Here is a 19,811-nt window from a genome sequence, read left to right on the forward strand (position 1 = left end):
TCACTTTTTTATATACCGTTTTAAAATTGCTCTGTTAAAGCTGTCACAATCTGTTTCTTACGGGAAACAACACCTTTTAATAAAGCACGATCATTTTCATCTAAAGTGGCATGGAATGCTTTTTCAACATTAGCTTTTTCTGGTCCTACTGCTAATACTTCGGAATCATTATTTAGAATATCAGTTGCAACAAACAAGAATAAATCCAATCCTTTTTCATTTACAGTTGCCGTGATTTCACTTACTAATTCATCATGAAGCTGATAAATCTCACTGACATCGACTGCATTTACCTGAGCGATTTCTACCTTTGCATCGCCCATTGCAAATTCCTTAGCATCCATGGTAATCAATTCTTTAACCGTTTTATCACTGATATCTGCACCGGCTTTTAACATTTCTAAACCGTATTCTTCCAGGTCCACTCCAGCCTTTTCAGCTAATTCTTGCGCTGCTTTTACATCTTCTTCTGTACACGTCGGTGATTTTAATAATAAAGAATCGGAAACAATAGCGGATAATAATAATCCTGCAATGTGTTTATCTAATTCAATTTGTTTTTCTTTGTACATTTTGTTTAAAATAGTTGCGGTACATCCCACTGGCTCGGCACGGAAATAAAGCGGCTCTTTGGTTTGGAAATTGGATACACGGTGGTGATCGATTACTTCGTGGATAACCGCGTTTTCAATGTTATCAGCACTTTGCTGGAATTCATTATGGTCTACTAAAATAACATCAGCGCCATCTTCTAATTTCTGAACAAGTGCTGGAGCTTCTACTCCAAATTGCTCTAAAGCAAATTTTGTTTCCCCATTTACTTCACCTAAGCGTGCAGGACTTACGTCTTCCCCCAATTTTGTTTTTAAATCAGCGTAAGCTAATGCGGAACAAATAGTATCCGTATCTGGATTTTTATGTCCGAAAATAAGTGTTTTTGACATTTTTGATTTCCTCCCTCGACAAACTTTCCATATATAGATTATCACATTTAATGTCCTATGCTCCAGCCCTAATCTTGTTTCTGTAAAAAAATGCTGGAAATATTATTGATTCCGCCTCAAAATACTGTAAAAATAATCATTATTAGATTATAATTAGTATCATTGGAGGATTGATGAAATGACAAGAAAACAATTTAACTTAACACGTACTGCTTTGCTCACCTTTGCTTCCGAGCTGGATGATAATAGTATCGATGTGCAGGCAGACTATTTTGATACAACGATCCGCTGGCATTTAGGCCACGCGCTCGTAACCATGGAAAAATTCTTATTCCGCTACCCTGTAAAATCAGAAAATATACCAGCTGGCTATGCTGAACTTTTCAGCTCTGGGACAAGCCCAAAGGATTGGACGGAAGAACCGCCCAGTTTAGAAACGTTATTAGAAGCATTAGAGCTGCAACAACAGCGTATTAATGAATTTAATGATTTATTCTGGAAATCGAATGTACAATTTAAAGTTCCATTCGGCAGCGTTGAGACTCAGGGCGATTTGCTGATTATGCTTTCCTTCCGCGAAGCAGAGCTTTTGGGTAAAATCAAAGCCATGTATCAGGTTATTTCAAGGGATAAAAATGAGTAAACCTTATATTATTATTGGCGGCGGCATTTTAGGTTCCAGCACCGCCTATTATCTTTCAAAACAAGGTGCAGAGGTCATTCTGATTGACCGGCACGATGAAGGTCAAGCAACGGACGCAGCAGCAGGAATTATTTGCCCGTGGGTTTCCCAGCGCCGTAACAAAAAGTGGTATCATCTTGCTAAAAATGGCGCCCGGATATATCCATCGCTTATAGCGGATTTAGAAAATCTCGGCGAGAAGGATACCGGTTATAAACAGGTAGGAGCACTCAGCCTCCATACAGACTCCAAAAAAGTAGACGGTATGGAAGAAAGAGCGTATAAACGCCGGGAAGACGCTCCAGAAATCGGTGATATTATCCGTCTGGATGCCGAAGAAACATATCAGCGCTTTCCCATTTTGCAAAAGGATTACCAGGCTGTCTTTATCAGTGGAGCAGCGCGGGTCGATGGAAGAAAATTAGTAAAGGCTTTAAGAAATGCTGCCAAAGCAAATGGGGCTTCCCTTCTATCTGGAGATGCCAAATTATACACAGCTGGTAATACGGTAACCGGTGTGGAGTATAATAATGAGGTCATTGATGCCGAAAAAGTCATTTTGGCGAACGGAGCTTGGATGAAGGAAACCGTAGACCCTTTGGACATCCATCTGGATGTTTCGTTCCAGCGGGCACAAATTATGCATCTGGAAATTCCATGTTTACACACAGCACATTGGCCGGTAGTTATGCCTCCTGGAACGAAATATTTACTCACGCAGGATGACAACCGCTTCGTCATTGGGTCAACTCATGAGGATAAGGTTAATTTTGATTATCGCGTCACCGCAGCAGCCGTACATGAAATTTTAGATCAAGGGCTTGAGATTGCACCAGAGTTAGCAGAAGCAACCATTTTGGAAACCCGGGTCGGCTTTCGCCCGTACACACCCGGTTTCTTGCCGGTTATCGGCGAACTGCCTGCATATTCCAATATTCTTTTAGCAAACGGACTCGGTTCATCCGGACTGACGATGGGCCCTTATCTTGGACAGCAGCTTGCAAAATTAGCTTTACATGAAGAAACAGAAATCATTTTAGAGCATTATGATGTATCATCTGCATTAAAGCGTCAGTAATGAAAAGAGGTGGCTCATTTGAAGGGATCTTATGTTGTTCTTATTATTCTTCTTCTGATTCTCCTGACAGGCTTCTTTACCTGGTTATGGCTGCAGAACTTTAATGAGAATCAAGAAAGTATTGCAGCTTTAGTTGATTACTTAGTATAAATATTGGAAAAAGGACCGGTTGAGCCGGTCCTTTTTTTGACACAAGTATATCTATTTTTCTAATACGCACATACGATTTCCCTGTCTCCGCTCTGTATCAAGCCGCTTTCTTTTTAAATCCTTAGGAAACATGGGTTTCCTTTCTTTTCTTATTTTGGTTGTATTCTACCTTTAAAACAAACTCCCCCATTTTTAAATAAGTAGCTTGAAATATCGGACTTTGAATGAATGTAAAAATAAATGTAAAGATAAATACCGGTCCACCAATAATCCACCCTATAACAAGCACACTGCATTCCGTGATAATCCGGACTCTGCCAATCGGCGCTTTCAATTTATCTGCAAGCGAAAGCATAAAGCCGTCACGCGGGCCGGATCCGATACCTGCCGCATTATACAGTCCTCCGCCAAACCCCATGATACAAATACCAGCTAATATAAATAGAATGTCCACCCACGTATTGGTCGCTTCCGGAAGAATTCCTGTCCAATGATAGAAATCCACAAATGACCCTACAAGAACGGCATTAAAAAAAGTACCTGCCTTTATGTATCTGCGGTCTAAAATAAAACAGACAACAATCAAAATCATGGAAATTATAATATTCCATGTTCCAATTGTAAACCCGACCCTTTCAAACATCGCGACATTTAATACATCCCACGGGTGGATGCCTAAATGCTGCATATTAATGGTCAGTGAAATACCGCCGCTGAAAATCATTATTCCCAGCAAAAAAAATAACCATCGAAATGATTTAACCAAAATAAGCTCCCTTCTTTCCAGATGAAATAATTCTTGAGGATATATCCATAATTATAATAAGTATACGCTTTTTGGGAGGAAATAAAAAGAGCAGGTTTACCGATGATTGGAGGAATCATGAAACCAGCTCTCTTCTATAATTATAAAACTTTATTTAAGAAGTCTTTAGTTCGCTCAGACTCTGGATTATTGAAAATGATATCCGGTGTATTTTCTTCCATAATAATACCTTCATCCATAAATAATACTCTATCCGCAACCTCTCTGGCAAATCCCATTTCATGTGTGACCACCACCATTGTCATGCCTTCTTTCGCAAGCTGCTTCATTACCTCCAAAACCTCACCGACAAGCTCCGGATCAAGTGCAGAGGTTGGTTCATCAAAAAGCATCATTTTCGGTTCCATAGCAAGAGCTCTTGCTATCGCTACACGCTGCTGCTGTCCTCCGGATAATTGGGACGGATACTGATCTGCTTTCTCAGCAAGTCCCACCTTTTCTAATAAAGCTTCTCCCCTTTGCCTTGCTTCTTTTGGAGAAAGCTTCCGAACCTTTTGAGGTGCAAGCATCACATTTTGAATCACCGTTTTATGCGGAAACAGATTAAACTGCTGAAAAACCATTCCAACTTCTGTTCGAATCATATTAATATCTGTTGCCCTATCCCTTATATTGTAGCCGTCTACAATCACATCTCCGCTTGTAATTTCCTCTAATAAATTAAGACACCGTAAAAACGTACTCTTACCTGATCCGCTGGGCCCAATCACACACACGACTTCTTTTTCTTCCACTTCACAATGAATTCCTTTTAAAACCTCATTATCTCCAAAACGCTTGTGTAAATCCTGCACTGTAATCATCAATACTTCAACCTTCTTTCTATATAACGCAGCAATAAGGACAGACTGAAATTAATTACTAAGTAAAACAAAGCTACTGTTGTATAAATCTCTACTGCGTTAAAATGATTCGATGCTATATATCTGCCCTGGAACATTAATTCTGGAACTAATATAACAGACAATAAGGAGGTATCTTTAATACTGATAATAAATTGATTACCAAGCGGCGGTATCATTCGCTTAAAAGCCTGTGGCCAGATAATATAACGCATTGTCTGGTGTTTATTTAGTCCTAAAGAACGTCCAGCCTCCATTTGCCCTTTATCAATCGAATCAACCGATCCGCGAACGATTTCTGCAATATATGCTCCAGAGTTTATCGCAATAACAACAACTCCGGCAGTAATGGAATCCATATTGTACTGGGTAATAATTGGTAATGCAAAGAAAATCCAAATAGCTTGAACAAGTACCGGTGTGCCTCGAATAACTTCTACATAAATAGATGCAATAATAAAAAAGAATTTATTTTTTGATATCCTGCCTAAACCGAATATAGCGCCTAAAGCAAAACCAATTAATAAGCCAATAATAGAAATTAATAGCGTATAATATAAGCCTTTACCTAACTGCGGTAAAAAATCAATTACCTGTGTAAAATCAAACATTTCCTCACCTCTCTGGTACATAAAATAAGGAGCCGTGCATAAGATTGCCAGCTCCTTATTTTATCCCTGCCAAGTCAACTGCACTAATGGTTCGCTTTTCAATTAAGCATTTGTTGCTTTATTTCTTACTCCGAAGCGCCAAACCATTTATCATAGATCTCATCATATGTTCCGTTTTCATGTAACGTTGCCAATGCATCGTTAATCGCAGCTACTAATTCATCATTTCCTTTTGAAATTGCAATACCATAATCTTCTGCCTGATAAGTATCACCAACTGCTTTTAATCCATCACCAGTTGTTGCAATATAGTACTCTACGTTAGGAAGATCATATACGGCTGCATCAGCACTCCCATTTTCAACTGACATATATACTTGATCCAGCTGTTCATAAGTATCAATGGTCTTATCCTCCAGGTTTTCCTCTAAAAATTGTGAACTGGTAGATCCTAACCGGGTTGCAATTGTTTTTCCTTCTAAATCCTCTAAACTATTAATATCCTTATTATCCTCTGGGACAGCAATGGTGATACCGGATTCATAATAAGGATCACTGAAATCCACTGTACCTTTTCGTTCTTCCGTAATACTTATTCCAGCAACGGCAATTTCAAATTGCCCTGTTTGTAAACCTGGAATGATCCCATCGAAATTCGTTGTTTGAATTTCTCCATCAATTTCGAATCCCGCTTCTTCTGCAACTGCAGTAATTAATTCAATATCAAAACCAACTAGCTCCCCATCCTCCATAAATTCAAATGGAACGAAAGAATTATCACTTACAACAGTGTACGAATCATTTAAATCATAATCACCGTTGTCTGCGTCTGCTTCCCCATCATCTCCTGAAGTATCATCTCCACCACCACACGCAGCTAAAACTAGTAATAAAATAAGTGCCAGCATGAAAACCCAAGTTTTCTTTTTACTAAACATCCAAAAATACCCCCTACGAATTAGTTTCATTTATATGGATAAAATAAAGTACCATACATCTAAGTATAACAAAATTCTATTTTTATTAAAAATTCATTATTAACCCATATTTCAGAAAATATATGCAAATTTTGTGATTTCACCTCATCACCCGCTGATTACGTTCTTTAAACTTGGAATTCATCGGAAATCCTTTCTTTTTCATAGGTAAATCCCCAAATTCAGGTTTCTCAAGCAAAAATAACCGGAATCTGTTATACTGTTTTTGAAAGTGAATGATCCGGCAATTTACACAGGAGGAAAGAATCCGTATGGAAGAAAGTATCTCCATTTTGAAATGGAAAGCATTTGTTGAAAATAAACAGAGAAAAAAATTATTAGTGAAGGTAATCTGGAATGATACAGATAAATTAACGCTGCTTATTCCCCCAAACATGAAAGTAAATGCTTTTATTAAGGATGAAAAAGAAGGATTCCTTTTTTATGATATAGAAGGAAAATCAATTTCAGGACCTATTCCGTCCATCCTCCCCAGCAGTGCATTAGAGGACGGACAAATTCTATTAAAAGCAATATCTGATGGAACGGTAACCGCCTATGGAGAAAAAATAAATAAGAATGAAATGAACGCTTTACATTAAAAAATCTCTAGAGATAGAATATCTATCTGCTAGAGATTTTTTGTTAATGATTCGTTTTATCATCATATTTTGACCAGAATGTGGCAAGCACCGGACCAGAAATATTGTGCCAGATGCTAAAGAGCACACTTGGCACAGCAGCTATCGGCGTAGCGGAAAAGAATGTTAATGCTAAGGTGGAGGCAAGTCCAGAGTTCTGCATACCAACCTCAATAGAGACTGCCTTTTGATCTGAAAAGTTCAATTTAAACAGTCTGGCAATCGAAAAACCAAGCAACAATCCTAATAGATTATGCAGCACAACGACACCAAAAATAAGTAATCCAGATGTTGCTACGGCCTCTTTATTTACAGATACAACTGCTGCGGCGACGGCGACGATACCAATCACAGAAACAAGCGGCAGTACAGAAATACTTTTTTCTACTTGTTTACTGAATAATAACCGAATCACAAACCCTAAAATAATTGGAACAAGGACAACCTGTAATATTTGGATAAACATATCCTTAAATGAAACCGGCATCCATTGGTTCGCCAATAGAAGTGTTAATGCCGGGGTCAACACAGGCGCCAATAAAGTGGATACCGTTGTTGCGGATACAGATAAGGCCGTATTCCCTTTCGCTAAGTATGTAATGACATTGGATGCCGTTCCGCCAGGTGAACACCCTACAAGAATAACACCGACTGCAATTTCAGGCGGCAACTGAAAAACAACAGCCAAACCATATGCTAAGAGCGGCATGATAATATATTGTGCAAGTACAGTAATGAATACACTTTTAGGAGCTTTTAATACATCCTTGAAATCTTGAGGTGTAAGTGTCAACCCCATCCCAAACATAATAATTCCTAATAAAATACTTACATGCGGCGCAATCCAAGTAAATCCGCCTGGAAACAGAAAACTGACGATGGCAAATAAAATAACCCATAAAGCAAAGGTATTACCTGCAAAGGCACTGATTCTTTCTAAAATCTTCACTTCCAAATCCTCCTAAAAATACGTTCATTAATGGCTTCTTATCATAAAAATTCAAATAATTCAATCTTCTATCCCCTGAAAGAAAGAACTCAATGGAAGCCACATTGCATTTCTCCTTTTTAGCAAGAAATAAAAGATATTTCTTTATCATACCAAATATCAAATAAATACGTCTAGACCTTTTGTAAAAAATCACTGAATAAAAAGGACAGACCATTTTCATTTACTCTCACACAAGAAAAAATCTTGTCTTCTCTCTCCTTTTGAGTTAGTGATATCGGCTGTTAGTGTGGTGTTCAAAACGATTTAAGAATTGAACAATACCTATAATCATAAATCCATTAAAAAATACCAAAATACTCATTATTTGAATGATTTCGTATTTTTGATAAAGTGATATTTTGCATAAATACATGTCTCTTTTATCTCACTAATGCATAATAAATTACATAGAGCCATCCAAAAACACCATGAATAATAGCCCATAGAATAGATTGATTTACACTCCAAGAGATAGTTATAGCCAATACAGAACCGAACCCAATTCCAGTTTTCACTACGGAATCTTTGCTATTCATATTCTCTCCACCCTTTCATTCCAGATAAATGGATCCTTTGATTGTTCTTTTCCTTTTTTCAGTACTTCATTAACTATTTATTTCTGAATCGTAAGAAAGTATGAACCTTTCCCTTTTTAAGTTATTGAACTATTTTTAGATACAATACAAACCATAAAAATCGACTGCTCTCCTCCAGAATAACGGCTGTTTCTCATATATTTTTTAATTAAAAATCAAGTTCAATCCGCCAAGTGTTGCGAAAATTAAAATCAACAGGGTGAATACCCGCTGCGGAATAAAATTCAGTATTTTTGCTCCGGCAAATGCGCCGGCTAAAATAATCGGCACCATCATCATATTGACAGTGAAAGTATCAAACGTAATCATATCGAGATGAACATAAAAAGGAAATTTAATCAGATTTACTGTCAGAAAAAACCAGGCTCCTGTTCCAATAAATTCTTTTTTGGGCAGCCCTTTTACCAGCAGATAAATAGTCATTATCGCACCTGCAGCATTTCCGACCATCGTAGTGAATCCTCCAAGAATCCCAATAAAAACTATAAACAATAGCGAGTTCGGAAGCATCTCATTAAAGCGGGCACCCAGCTTTTGCCGAATAAAATTCAATGCAATCATCATTAATACAATGACACCGATAACCGGTTTTAGCTGCGCATCATCAATATTCTGCAAAACAAAGAAGCCCATAATAATCCCAATCAATACCCACGGCACCAGGCTGATTAAATATTTCCATACCACATTCCTTCTATAATATGTAACCGCAAACAAATCACCTGCTAACAGTATCGGCAGCAAAAATCCGACAGAATCTCTCGCTGGAAAGACGAACATAATTAAGGTTACTGCTAAAATAACTAAGTTTGGCAGACCAGATTTAGAAAATCCTATCAGCAAAGCACACAGGCCAATCAGCATCCAATCCAGAAATCCGAGCTCTAACATCCTTCTTCTCCTTTATATTCTATTATTCTCGTTCTATGCTTCGTGTGGTTTAAGTAAAAAATAATCTGCGTTAAGCATATAATAATCCGGCTTGTTGAAACAAGTATTACTACTGCTTCTCCTGTTCTAATTAAAAATTATTCTGAATCGGAAAACCTTTCGATACTTAGCTTCTCCCAATATTTTCATAAAAAATCAGATTAACAGAAAAATCTTACTTTAAATCCCCTGTTGACTTATCGGGTTTATGAGGTTAAATTATAGTTATTCATTAAAACTATATGCAGGGAGGAAATTCAATGAAAGTTCCAAAGTACTATTTAATTTTGTTTACCGCACTTATTTTATTTTTAGCAGCATGTAATACGGAAATGGGAGGTGACGAAGAAAGTGAAGCTGCCCCAACCGAAGAAGGTGAACAAGGATTAGATGTTGTAGAAGATACAAAAATTGAAGCAAGTGATCCGGACAGCTCTCCAGAACTAGCACTTAATCGAGGCAATACAGTAGTTGTCGGTCTGCAAGAACCAGGCGGTGTATTTACACCATATTTTAATACAAGCGGTTATGATGGCAATGTACAATCCGTTATGTTCCCTCCCTTGGTTGATATTGATGAAACGGGTGAACCTTACCCTCGTCTAGCTGAAGATTGGGAAATTTCTGATGATGAACTAACTTATACATACCATTTAAGAGATGATTTAAAATTTGATGATGGATCAGATTTTACTGCAGAGGATGTAGCATTTACTATCACGCTTCTTCATGACCCATCCTATCCAGGTTCCACGGATATCACTGAAGCCAATGTAGTCGGCGGACTGGATTACAAAGAAGGCAATGCAGAAGAAATTGAAGGCATAAACGTCATTGATGACCAAACAATCGAATTCCAGCTGGAGGAGCCCAATGCAAGAGCATTAACCATGCTTGGCGGTCAAATTCTCAGCGAAGAATACTATGGTGCTGATTATTCAAAAGGTGATTTAGATTATATTAGTGATTATCATCTAGAACCAGTCGGTGCTGGTCCGTTTAAATTTGAAGCTTATAATCCAGGGGAAGAAATCCGCTTCACTTCTAACGGGCATTACTATAATGGCGAGCCGGAAATAGATACATTTATTTATAGAACCTCTGAAGGAGATTCACAGCAATTCTTCCAAACTGGGGAATTAGATTATAGTACTTTCCCGGCAGATCAGGATAATTTCGAATTATTACAGTCTTTAGGTTATGCAAATATTGACCTTTACACGTCTTCTAATTACAGCTATGTTGCATTTAACCATGAATCTGAAATTTTCCAGGATCCTAATGTCCGTATTGCTTTCAATCTTGGGCTGGACCGTCAAGCGTACATCGATACACGGTTCCAAGGCTATGCTGAATTAGCTAATGTTCCTGTTGCACCTGTTTCCTGGGCTCACACAGATGAGATTGAGGCTTTCCCATATGATCCGGAAGAAGCAAAACGATTGCTGGAAGAAGCAGGCTGGGAAGAAGGATCTGATGGCATTCGTGAAAAAGATGGTGAGAAATTAAGAGTTTATTTCTTTACAACAGATGGAAGCGGCGGAAATGATATTTTTGTCACTTTAGCACAGGAAAACTACCGTGATATTGGAGTTGACCTGCAAATTGAACAAATGGACTTCAATGCATTATTATCTCGCGTAGATAACGGAGACCATGATCTTGTATCTTTCTCCACTACGATGCAGCCAGATCCGCATATTGGTGTAGAGGCATTCCACTCAGAATATAATGACAGCACCTTTCGAGGTTATGATAATCCAGAAGTGGATGAATTGATTGATGCTGCCGTAGCTGTCAGCGATATTGACGAACGCGCAGAAGCTTATCATGAATTATATGCAAAACTGCAAGAGGATCCGCCGATGATCCTGCTTAATTATAATAAAGTATTAGCAGGTACAAATGCACGGGTAGAAGGTTTTGAACCAAATGGCATTCGCGGCATTGCACCAAGCTTGGAGCTTTTGCGAATCGCGGAATAATAAAACCGGAATAAATAGTTAAGCAGTGATTATTCATACAGGTCCAATGATATAAAGCAGTTGATTCCTGTCTTCATCTTAGATAGGAATCTTCTTGCTTTTTTATAGAAATAAAAACTTTTTACATATTGTTTTTAAAATTTGCAGCCTTATATCAATCATGAGTTAAAAGGAGGGCATCAACATGAACAATTATTTTGTCAAACGGTTGCTTTATTTAATCCCAACGCTGATTGGCGCATCTATTCTTATTTTCTTTTTGTATTCCTTGATTCCAGGTAATTTCATTGATACAGATCCAAATTTAACAGCGGAAAGAAAAGCGGAATTATATGCCCTGTACGGTTTTGACCAGCCTACCATTACCCGCTACTTTATTTGGTTGGGAAATTTATTTCAGGGAGATTTAGGTTACTCCCTTCAATTCCAGCGACCTGTTACGGAAGTTCTTAATGATTACATATGGAGCTCTTTTATCGTTGCTTTTGCATCTTTATTCTTAACATGGGGAATCGCACTTGTTATCGGGGTTATCTCAGCAACGAAACAATATTCTTTTTTTGATTCCTTTGTGACGATTCTTGTTTTCGGAGCGATGGCCATCCCCTCTTTCTTTCTCGGTCTAATCGCTATTAAATTTTTTGCTGTTGACCTAGGCTGGTTTCCTGCCGGCGGTATGACAACTTCAGGAGCGGATTATACTGGTTGGGCCCGTATAAAAGATATCGCAGAGCATATGGTGCTTCCTGTCATTGTTTTGACCATGCTTGGAATTGGCGGCCTGACCAGGTATTTCCGAACAAATATGCTGGAAGTAGTAAAACAGGATTTTGTGCGTACCGCAAGAGCAAAAGGGTTAAAGGAAAAAGTTGTTATTTATAAACACGCATTAAGAAATGCCCTTCTCCCCGCCATCACTTTATTTGCTTTTGAGCTTCCGGCACTATTCAGCGGAGCAATTATCACAGAGCAGATTTTCAACTGGCCGGGAATCGGCGCTATCTATATGCAGGCTTTTTCTGTAAGGGATTACCCTTTATTAATGGGCTTTACCATGTTTATTGCTGTACTAACTGTTATTAGTAATTTAATCGCAGATATTCTATATGGAATTGCTGACCCTCGTGTCAGAGTTAAATAGTAGAGGGGGCGAGCACAATGGCTTATTCAAGTAATGAAATGATTCAATCAGGTCACACTGTTCAAAAATCTTCTTTATGGAAAGAAGTTTTGAAACGTTTTTTAAAAAGAAAAATGGCTATTGCCGGATTACTTATTCTTTTATTAGTGTTTTTATTCAGTTTCGTCGGGCCTTTCTTTTCCCCATATATGACTGCTGGCACTAACTCGCAAGCTATTCACCAGGCCCCTAATTTATCACACTGGCTTGGTACGGATCACTTAGGAAGAGATGTACTTACCAGATTAATGCTGGCCGGCAGAATTTCCTTGACTGTCGGAATCGGGGCAATGTTCCTGGCCGTAACAATTGGCGGCATTCTTGGTATTCTAGCAGGATATTATGGTGGTATTATCGACCAAATTGTAATGCGTATTGCTGATATTTTAATGACTTTACCCGGCCTTCCGCTTCTTTTTATCATGGCTGCTATTATGTCAGAGTGGCAGGTGCCGGCAGAGCAAAGATTATATATTGTTATGATTATGTTAAGTCTGGTAAACTGGCCGAGCCTCGCGCGATTGATCCGCAGCCAGGTTCTCAGTTTAAGAGAAAGAGAGTTTATGGTAGCAACCGAAGTATTGGGGCTGCGTGATAAACGAAAAGTATTAAATCATCTTCTCCCAAACGTCGTTCCTTTATTAATTGTAACGGCTACATTAAGTGTCGGGGGAGCTATTTTAAGCGAATCGGTATTAAGCTTCTTCGGATTGGGTGTTGTCCCGCCGACTGCCTCATGGGGAAACATGATTAATACAGCGAATACGTTAATCGATTTTACCAACAGACCATGGCTTTGGATTCCTCCTGGTGTAGCCATTTTCATTACGGTTATTGCGGTAAATCTATTAGGTGATGGACTGCGCGACTCCATTGATCCAAACATGAAAGGAAGGTAATTACATGGCACAACAAGAACCGCTTTTATCCGTTCATCAGTTAAAAGCACACTTTCAATCAGAAGACGGATTGGTAAAAGCTGTGGATGGAATCAACTTTGACGTTTATCAAGGAGAAACTGTCTGCATCGTCGGAGAATCTGGATGTGGAAAAAGTGTTACAGCCATGTCTATTATGGGGCTGCTTCCCGATACATCAAAGGTAGAAGGAGAAATAAATTTAGCAGGTAAAGATCTCACCAAGCTTTCGAAAGGAAATATGCGCAGAATTCGGGGAAATGAGCTATCTATGATTTTTCAAGAGCCAATGACTTCCCTAAACCCTGTTATGACAATAGGAGAACAAATGACAGAAGTTTTATTAGAGCATCAGGCGATTTCCAAAAAACAAGCAACAAAGAAATCACTTGAACTGATAAAAATGGTTGGTATTGGACGCGGTGAACAAATTATCAAATCCTATCCGCATCAATTGTCGGGGGGCATGCTTCAACGCGTAATGATTGCCATTGCCCTTGCCTGCGACCCGAAGATGCTTATTGCAGATGAACCGACAACAGCGCTCGATGTCACGATACAAGCACAGGTATTGAATTTATTACAGGATTTAAAGGAAGAAACAAATATGTCCATGCTGCTGATCACACATGATCTTGGTGTCGTAGCTGAAGTAGCAGACAGGGTTGTAGTAATGTATGCCGGTAAAGTAGTTGAGCAAGGCACGGTGGAAGAGATATTTGCTAATCCGAAGCACCCTTACACAAAGGGTTTATTGCAAGCCAAGCCCGTCCTCGGATCCCGAAAGAAAAAACTGTATACCATTCCAGGGCAGGTTCCGAAGCTGGTTGATTTAAAGCCCTCCTGCTACTTTGCTGACCGCTGTGAACACTGCATGAAGATTTGCACACAGCAAACACCCGAGCTAAAAAGCGATGACAGCAGTGAACATAAAGTCGCCTGCTGGCTTTACGAAAATGAGGTGGTACACAAATGACGCAGGAATCGCTTATTCAAGTCCATCAGCTCGAGAAAAAATATAAAACAAAAGAAAAAATGTTTAGTAAAAACAATGAGTATATCAAAGCCGTTGATAATGTAACTTTTCATATTAAAGAAGGAGAAACATTTGGACTAGTCGGAGAATCTGGCAGCGGGAAAAGCACCATTGGTAAATCAATTCTGCGCCTTCAAGATATTTCCAATGGAGAAATCAAATATCATGGAAAAAATGTTTTTGAATTAGATAAAAAAGAAATGCGTCACTTGCGTACGAAGATGCAATTTGTCTTTCAAGACCCATTCAGCTCTTTAAATCCGCGGTTACGGATTGGCGATGCCCTTGCAGAGCCTTTACTGGACCACGGCTTAGCAACAAAAAAGAATGTGAAGGAAAAAGTGATGGAAACAATGGAACTATGCGGACTGCCGACGTACCATATCAATAAATATCCGCATGAATTCAGCGGCGGTCAGCGTCAGCGAATCGGCATCGCCCGTGCGATGATTATGAACCCGGAATTTATTGTAGCGGACGAGCCAGTTTCCGCACTAGATGTATCCATACAAGCGCAAATTATTAACCTTTTTCAAGAACTGCAGGAAAAAAGAAACTTGTCCTATCTATTTATTTCTCATGATTTAAGTGTGGTAGAGCATCTATGCTCCCGGATAGGTGTACTGTATTTGGGTACCATGATGGAACTGGCCACCAGGGATCAATTATACGAGAACCCGCAGCATCCTTATACAAAAGCATTGCTGTCTGCGGTTCCTATTCCTGACCCGACTAAACGGCGGGAACGTATTTTGTTGAAAGGAGATTTGCCTAATCCCGCATCTCCCCCTTCCGGATGCAAATTTCATACTCGCTGTCCATTTGCTATGGATATTTGTAAAAATGAAACACCTGTATTCAAGGAAAGAGAGCCAGGGCATTTTGTAGCTTGTCATTTAGTAGATCAAGAGAAAGCAAATACTTAAAAACAAAGGTGTATCCTATTAAACAAGCGGATGCACCTTTGTTTTCATTCTATTGATACCCATCAAATCTATTTAGCTGGAAGCTTTCTAAACTCACTGCCAGTTCCCTATCCGTTAATAACCTGGCTAAGCTTTCCCCAATTCCGCTGGCAAATTTAAAACCATGACCGGAAAATCCGCAGGCAACGACAATATTGGTATGCCCCGGCAAATAATCTATAATAAAATCTTCATCAGGTGTGTTTGTATATGTACACACCCTGCCTTCTTTAAGGTCTATATCCTTCGAGAAATGCTTACGCGCAAAGACAAGCGTCTCCTGTTTATCTTCAGCGTATGCTCCAAACGGATCCAGCTTTCCTGAATAGTCTAATGGATGTCCTAAATCATGCCTGCCAATTTTCAAACCTGCACCGTCGATATTGGGAAAACCATAATATGTACTTTCCTCATCAACATAGCCCCAGCCTGGAAAGTATCCTTCTGTATAATTCGCTTCTTCAACTGCTGTAAACCAGCAGAATGTTTTACGCACAGGTGTGAGGGGCAGCGTGGTATCAAGCAGCTTTGTTACTTGATTGGTACCTTTTCCGGCAGAGATAAGCAGCTTCTTCCCTTTTATTTCGCCATCGGTTAATTTTACTGTAACTTGATCAGCTGTTGTTTCAATTGCTTGAACAGATCTGTTTGTATATAAATCCGCACCATTTTTTTCTGCTAAGGTCCGATAGGCGCGAACAGCATTTTCACTGAACAATACGCCCGAATTTCTCTCAAAATAGCCGACAGCGTCAGCATCTAATTGAAATCCCGGCCAGCGATTGTTAATTTCTTCTGCTGTCATGTCATCCAGCGGAAGCTGATATTCCTCTGCTGATTTTTGAACGGTCTCCAAAAACACATTTCCTTTTGCACCAAAATTTAGAACACCTGTCTTTAAAAATATGCGTTCCTCCGTTTTCTCATCCAGCTCTTCCCACAGCTTTTGTGCATGTAATGCCAATGGAACATAATTTCCGCCTTCTCCGTAGGCATGACGGATCAGTCTTGTTTCCCCATGATGAGAACCCTCTTCATGCGGAGGGTCATCGGAATCAATAAGCGCCACTGTTTGGCCCGCTTCTGTTAAATAATAGCCTGCCGACATCCCCATGGATCCCGCACCAATAATAATCACATCGTATTCCATTTTGAGCTTCCTCCCTATTCCTCTAGTCAGCAATTCGCTGTATTTTTTCATACAGTTCTGGATGTGTTTTTCGAAGCTTCACCGGTTTCCACTCCTTATTCATCCACATATGTGTTGTTTTTCCCGTGGTGAGTAATTCCCCGTAAGGTTCATCCGCTGTAGCATGATTCAACCCGTTAGCTTTCCAATCTTCTTCCGTTATTCTTCTCGCTTCATATTCAAAAACTAACCGAATCGGGGAATACTGCTCAATACGTGTGAACAATACAACCAAATCATCAAATCTTGCTGAGCTTTTATATACAGCATTCACGTCCAATACCGGTAAAAGCAGCCCCTCTTCTTCAATCGCGTGATAGGACATATCAAAATGCCTCATCCACTCTGTCCGCGCTACCTCAAACCAGGTAATATAGTTCCCGTGATGAACAACCCCCATTTGATCTGTATCCTTGTATTGCACTCGCATTTGGTGCTGATGCCATTCTTGTGCCATTCCTATTTCCTCCTATACGTTTCTCTATCTTACTTATTATGGGCGGTTTAACTTCTCCTCCGCCATTTCCTGCAAACGAAATTTTTGAATTTTTCCAGTGCTTGTCAGCGGCCAATCAAAAGCTGATATAACCCAGACATATCTAGGTATTTTAAAACGTGCTAGCTTATCTGTACACCACTGGACGATTTCCTTTCTCGTAACAGCTTCTCCATCATACACTTCAATAAACGCAGCCCCTATTTCTGTTGTCATCGAATCAGGAACCCCTATCACACCCGCTTGTGCAACGGCTGGATGTTCGGAAATAACCGCCTCTACTTCTCTTGGAGCAACCAGCTCTCCAGAAACCTTATACATTTCTTTACTGCGGCCTAAAAGCTGTACATAGCCATTTTCATCTATTCTTCCGACATCGCCGGTACGCAGCCAGCCATCTTTATCAATAACTGCCGTTGTTTCTTCAGGCTTATTATAGTATCCGCTCGTCACAGATGGGCCGCGGACAGTTAATTCCCCAACAGCTCCCGCTTCTAAATCCTTTCCATTTTGCGGATCGATGGTTTTATATTCTGTTGCATGTCCTTGGAACTCCGAAAGCCCGCTGGAACCTGCTAATTTAGGACGCCCTACTCTTGTCGAAATCATTTCTAAAGAATCCCCCAGTTCTGTTGTCACTCCCGAGGAGCTTACCTCCGTCTGTCCATACCCGGTAATCATTTCCGTCAACCCCAGCGTATCCATGGCTTTTTTCCATACGGGAACGGGAGCAGGTGCAGCCCCGCACCACATCGCAAAAAGCGAGGACAAATCAAATGCTGACACCTTTGGATGATTTAATAAGGCTACCAGGGTAGATGGAACACATAAGTAATCATTCGCACGATATTTTTCCATTAATTCCAGTGATTTTAACGGGGATGCTCCAAGCGCAGAAATAAAAGAACCGCCAACAAAAGACATAGCCAGTATCGCTTCAACAATGGCAAAGCAATGATAGAACGGCAATGGTGCAAATGTAATCCGCCCTTTCTCAATAGCCCGGCTGTAGCATGTACTAAATGCACAGCGGAGCAGCATATCATGTGTCAGCATGACTCCTTTAGGACTTCCCGTGGAACCAGAAGTGTACATAATAATAGCTGCTTCATCCGGATATAGGGAGGCATTCCAACGCTGTTTCCATTCTTTATCAGAAACCTCCTGGCCTGCGTGCAGGAAATCCTCCCATTTAATAAAGGAATCCAAGATTTCCGTATCTCCTTCTGTCTCCATGCAGATTACTTTTTCCAGTGAAGCATTATCTTGAAATTCTTTTGTTTGCCATAACGCTGCGACTGTTTGAGCGTGTTGCTTATCCTTCACTGTCTCATGCACAACTAAATGATTCGTATCTGACTGCCGTAATATATAGGTTAATTCCGCTTTCGAAAGCATGGAATTCAGCGGAATGAATACAGCTCCGACCATGGATGAAGCAATCATCAGTGACGGATATGCCACATCATTATCCATCAAAACAGCAAGATGATCGCGCCTTTTCACTCCATTATGTATAAGCGCTTTTGCTATTTCTACAGCATGGTCCCATACATTTTGATAGGTATACGTCATCCCGTTAATATGCATGAAAGCTTGATCCGCATAAGCTTCCACACTTTTTTGAAAATGAGCAGCGATAGTATCCCGATTCCAAACAGGATAAGCCTCCAATAACTCCTCTCTTCTTTCATTTACCGTTTTAGCTGTCTTTAGCCCTTGTTGATTGCCCATGAAAAAGAAAATCCCCCTTAAACTGTCTTTATTTTATGTAAATGCGATTTGTTTTCTATTATATCACTATATATTCCGTAAATTAAATGACAGGTTTTTAGCATAAAAAGAAGCAATACCTTCGTAAAAAAACAGGCATTGCTTCTTTCATGCTATTGTTCCGGTTGAATCGTAATCAAACTGATCTGACTCTGGTTAAGAAATCGTATTGGCAATGCAGAAGTCCCCAGACCGCTGTCAATATACAAATAACGCGCATCGCCTAATGGATATACGCCCTTCTGTAATTCCGGCAGCAGTCCCTCATCCGGAGCAACAAGCGCCCCTATGAACGGCAGTCTTACCTGTCCGCCATGGGTATGACCGCTTAACACGATATCCGCATCAACCTCCGGGTATTTCTGAATAACGGCGGGAGCATGAGAAAGTAGAATGGTATATTTATCCGTATCTACGTTGGAAAAAGCCGAAGACATATCTTCATGATTTGTGGATACGTCATTCACGCCAACCATATTAAACAGCTGTCCATCTTTTTCAAATTGTGTATGTTCATTGCTTAGAATGCGTACTCCTCTCTTCTCTAATCCGGCCAAGAAAGCCTCTTTCTCCGGATTTTCATGCTCATGATTGCCAGTGACAAAATAGGTATCCGGGTTTACCTGTACTAAAGCCTCTGCCAGTTCAAAGGCTATCTCCAGATCTTCTGTTTTCCGGTCAATCAAATCTCCTGTCAGCACAATGATATCCGCATCCAGCTCTCTCGCCTTTTCGAGCACCCTTTCATTATCTTCCCCAAACAACCGGCTATGTACATCCGTTATTTGCAGTACAGATAGCTCCTTATCAGCCTCCAGCTTCACACTGGAAAACTGCTCTCTATTAATCTTAAAAGTGTTTGTATCAAAATATACTTTAATCAGCAATGAAAGCATTGCCAGCAGGAGAACGCTTAATATAATCCCTCTTTTTAAATTGTTTTTGGTTTTCTTAGTTCGTTTCATCTTTTAACCTCTTTATCCATCTATTTTTCAGCAGGGA

The 19,811-nt window shown here is 39.8% G+C and carries 21 protein-coding genes; 9 read left to right on the plus strand and 12 right to left on the minus strand.

What is annotated here, in order from left to right; all coding sequences use genetic code 11:
* Positions 1–20 precede the first annotated feature (20 nt).
* Entirely contained in the window at positions 21–944 is a 924-nt protein-coding gene (locus ACW0TQ_RS17450) for a manganese-dependent inorganic pyrophosphatase (RefSeq protein ID WP_256706189.1), read from the minus strand.
* Between the two features lie 178 nt (positions 945–1,122).
* Between ACW0TQ_RS17450 and ACW0TQ_RS17455 the strand changes: the two genes are divergently transcribed.
* From ACW0TQ_RS17455 to ACW0TQ_RS17465, 3 genes are read left to right on the plus strand one after another with little or no spacing between them, the layout of a single operon-like run.
* Positions 1,123–1,587 carry a DinB family protein gene (locus ACW0TQ_RS17455; RefSeq protein WP_256706188.1) on the plus strand — a complete coding sequence of 155 codons (465 nt, stop codon included), beginning with the start codon at positions 1,123–1,125 and terminating at the stop codon, positions 1,585–1,587.
* Positions 1,580–2,704, plus strand: a complete 1,125-nt coding sequence (locus ACW0TQ_RS17460) for an NAD(P)/FAD-dependent oxidoreductase (RefSeq protein WP_455725875.1) — start codon at positions 1,580–1,582, stop codon at positions 2,702–2,704. The genes ACW0TQ_RS17455 and ACW0TQ_RS17460 overlap by 8 nt, the downstream gene beginning before the upstream one ends.
* A gap of 18 nt (positions 2,705–2,722) precedes the next feature.
* Complete coding sequence (locus ACW0TQ_RS17465; protein WP_256706186.1) at positions 2,723–2,854, plus strand: hypothetical protein; 132 nt, start codon at positions 2,723–2,725, stop codon at positions 2,852–2,854.
* A gap of 121 nt (positions 2,855–2,975) precedes the next feature.
* Here ACW0TQ_RS17465 and ACW0TQ_RS17470 read toward each other — a convergent pair whose 3' ends face one another.
* The 4 genes from ACW0TQ_RS17470 to ACW0TQ_RS17485 all read right to left on the minus strand — a co-directional run bounded on the left by ACW0TQ_RS17470 (position 2,976) and on the right by ACW0TQ_RS17485 (position 6,071).
* On the minus strand, positions 2,976–3,620 hold the full coding sequence (locus ACW0TQ_RS17470) for a YczE/YyaS/YitT family protein (protein ID WP_487247469.1): 645 nt from the start codon (positions 3,618–3,620) through the stop codon (positions 2,976–2,978).
* Between the two features lie 140 nt (positions 3,621–3,760).
* A complete protein-coding gene (locus ACW0TQ_RS17475; RefSeq protein ID WP_042533665.1) occupies positions 3,761–4,483 on the minus strand; it encodes an amino acid ABC transporter ATP-binding protein in 723 nt (240 codons plus the stop codon).
* Positions 4,483–5,133, minus strand: coding sequence for an amino acid ABC transporter permease (locus tag ACW0TQ_RS17480; protein ID WP_175297054.1), 651 nt, complete (start codon positions 5,131–5,133; stop codon positions 4,483–4,485). Before ACW0TQ_RS17480 ends, ACW0TQ_RS17475 begins: the two co-directional genes overlap by 1 nt.
* 125 nt (positions 5,134–5,258) lie before the next feature.
* The gene (locus tag ACW0TQ_RS17485; RefSeq protein WP_193062015.1) at positions 5,259–6,071 is read right to left on the minus strand and encodes a transporter substrate-binding domain-containing protein; all 813 of its coding nucleotides are present in this window, start codon (positions 6,069–6,071) and stop codon (positions 5,259–5,261) included.
* A 311-nt stretch (positions 6,072–6,382) separates the two neighbouring features.
* On the opposite strand from ACW0TQ_RS17485, the gene ACW0TQ_RS17490 reads away from it, so the two are divergent.
* Positions 6,383–6,712 carry a hypothetical protein gene (locus ACW0TQ_RS17490; protein WP_042533662.1) on the plus strand — a complete coding sequence of 110 codons (330 nt, stop codon included), beginning with the start codon at positions 6,383–6,385 and terminating at the stop codon, positions 6,710–6,712.
* Between the two features lie 43 nt (positions 6,713–6,755).
* Here ACW0TQ_RS17490 and ACW0TQ_RS17495 read toward each other — a convergent pair whose 3' ends face one another.
* The 3 genes from ACW0TQ_RS17495 to ACW0TQ_RS17505 form a co-directional block, all read right to left on the minus strand.
* Positions 6,756–7,700, minus strand: a complete 945-nt coding sequence (locus ACW0TQ_RS17495; protein WP_042533661.1) for a bile acid:sodium symporter family protein — start codon at positions 7,698–7,700, stop codon at positions 6,756–6,758.
* 422 nt (positions 7,701–8,122) lie between these two features.
* Complete coding sequence (locus ACW0TQ_RS17500) at positions 8,123–8,278, minus strand: hypothetical protein (protein ID WP_193062013.1); 156 nt, start codon at positions 8,276–8,278, stop codon at positions 8,123–8,125.
* Between the two features lie 204 nt (positions 8,279–8,482).
* Complete coding sequence (locus tag ACW0TQ_RS17505) at positions 8,483–9,229, minus strand: sulfite exporter TauE/SafE family protein (RefSeq protein WP_332093650.1); 747 nt, start codon at positions 9,227–9,229, stop codon at positions 8,483–8,485.
* Positions 9,230–9,528: 299 nt separating this feature from the next.
* On the opposite strand from ACW0TQ_RS17505, the gene ACW0TQ_RS17510 reads away from it, so the two are divergent.
* The 5 genes from ACW0TQ_RS17510 to ACW0TQ_RS17530 all read left to right on the plus strand — a co-directional run bounded on the left by ACW0TQ_RS17510 (position 9,529) and on the right by ACW0TQ_RS17530 (position 15,312).
* Entirely contained in the window at positions 9,529–11,253 is a 1,725-nt protein-coding gene (locus ACW0TQ_RS17510; RefSeq protein ID WP_226894660.1) for an ABC transporter substrate-binding protein, read from the plus strand.
* Positions 11,254–11,437: 184 nt separating this feature from the next.
* The gene (locus ACW0TQ_RS17515; RefSeq protein ID WP_042533658.1) at positions 11,438–12,394 is read left to right on the plus strand and encodes an ABC transporter permease; all 957 of its coding nucleotides are present in this window, start codon (positions 11,438–11,440) and stop codon (positions 12,392–12,394) included.
* A 17-nt stretch (positions 12,395–12,411) separates the two neighbouring features.
* Positions 12,412–13,332: an oligopeptide ABC transporter permease gene (opp4C, locus tag ACW0TQ_RS17520; RefSeq protein WP_042533657.1), complete on the plus strand. Its 921-nt coding sequence runs from the start codon at positions 12,412–12,414 to the stop codon at positions 13,330–13,332.
* A 4-nt stretch (positions 13,333–13,336) separates the two neighbouring features.
* A complete protein-coding gene (locus ACW0TQ_RS17525) occupies positions 13,337–14,326 on the plus strand; it encodes an ABC transporter ATP-binding protein (protein WP_042533656.1) in 990 nt (329 codons plus the stop codon).
* Entirely contained in the window at positions 14,323–15,312 is a 990-nt protein-coding gene (locus ACW0TQ_RS17530) for an ABC transporter ATP-binding protein (RefSeq protein WP_455725876.1), read from the plus strand. The genes ACW0TQ_RS17525 and ACW0TQ_RS17530 overlap by 4 nt, the downstream gene beginning before the upstream one ends.
* 49 nt (positions 15,313–15,361) lie before the next feature.
* On the opposite strand, the gene solA is transcribed toward ACW0TQ_RS17530, so the two are convergent.
* The 4 genes from solA to ACW0TQ_RS17550 form a co-directional block, all read right to left on the minus strand.
* A complete protein-coding gene (solA, locus tag ACW0TQ_RS17535; protein WP_368901609.1) occupies positions 15,362–16,501 on the minus strand; it encodes an N-methyl-L-tryptophan oxidase in 1,140 nt (379 codons plus the stop codon).
* A gap of 22 nt (positions 16,502–16,523) precedes the next feature.
* The gene (locus ACW0TQ_RS17540) at positions 16,524–16,997 is read right to left on the minus strand and encodes an acyl-CoA thioesterase (protein ID WP_455725877.1); all 474 of its coding nucleotides are present in this window, start codon (positions 16,995–16,997) and stop codon (positions 16,524–16,526) included.
* A gap of 36 nt (positions 16,998–17,033) precedes the next feature.
* Positions 17,034–18,770, minus strand: coding sequence for a class I adenylate-forming enzyme family protein (locus ACW0TQ_RS17545; protein ID WP_455725878.1), 1,737 nt, complete (start codon positions 18,768–18,770; stop codon positions 17,034–17,036).
* A gap of 152 nt (positions 18,771–18,922) precedes the next feature.
* Positions 18,923–19,774 carry a metallophosphoesterase gene (locus ACW0TQ_RS17550; protein WP_042533651.1) on the minus strand — a complete coding sequence of 284 codons (852 nt, stop codon included), beginning with the start codon at positions 19,772–19,774 and terminating at the stop codon, positions 18,923–18,925.
* Positions 19,775–19,811 lie beyond the last annotated feature (37 nt).

The sequence above is a fragment of the Oceanobacillus sp. M60 genome, from assembly GCF_053839645.1.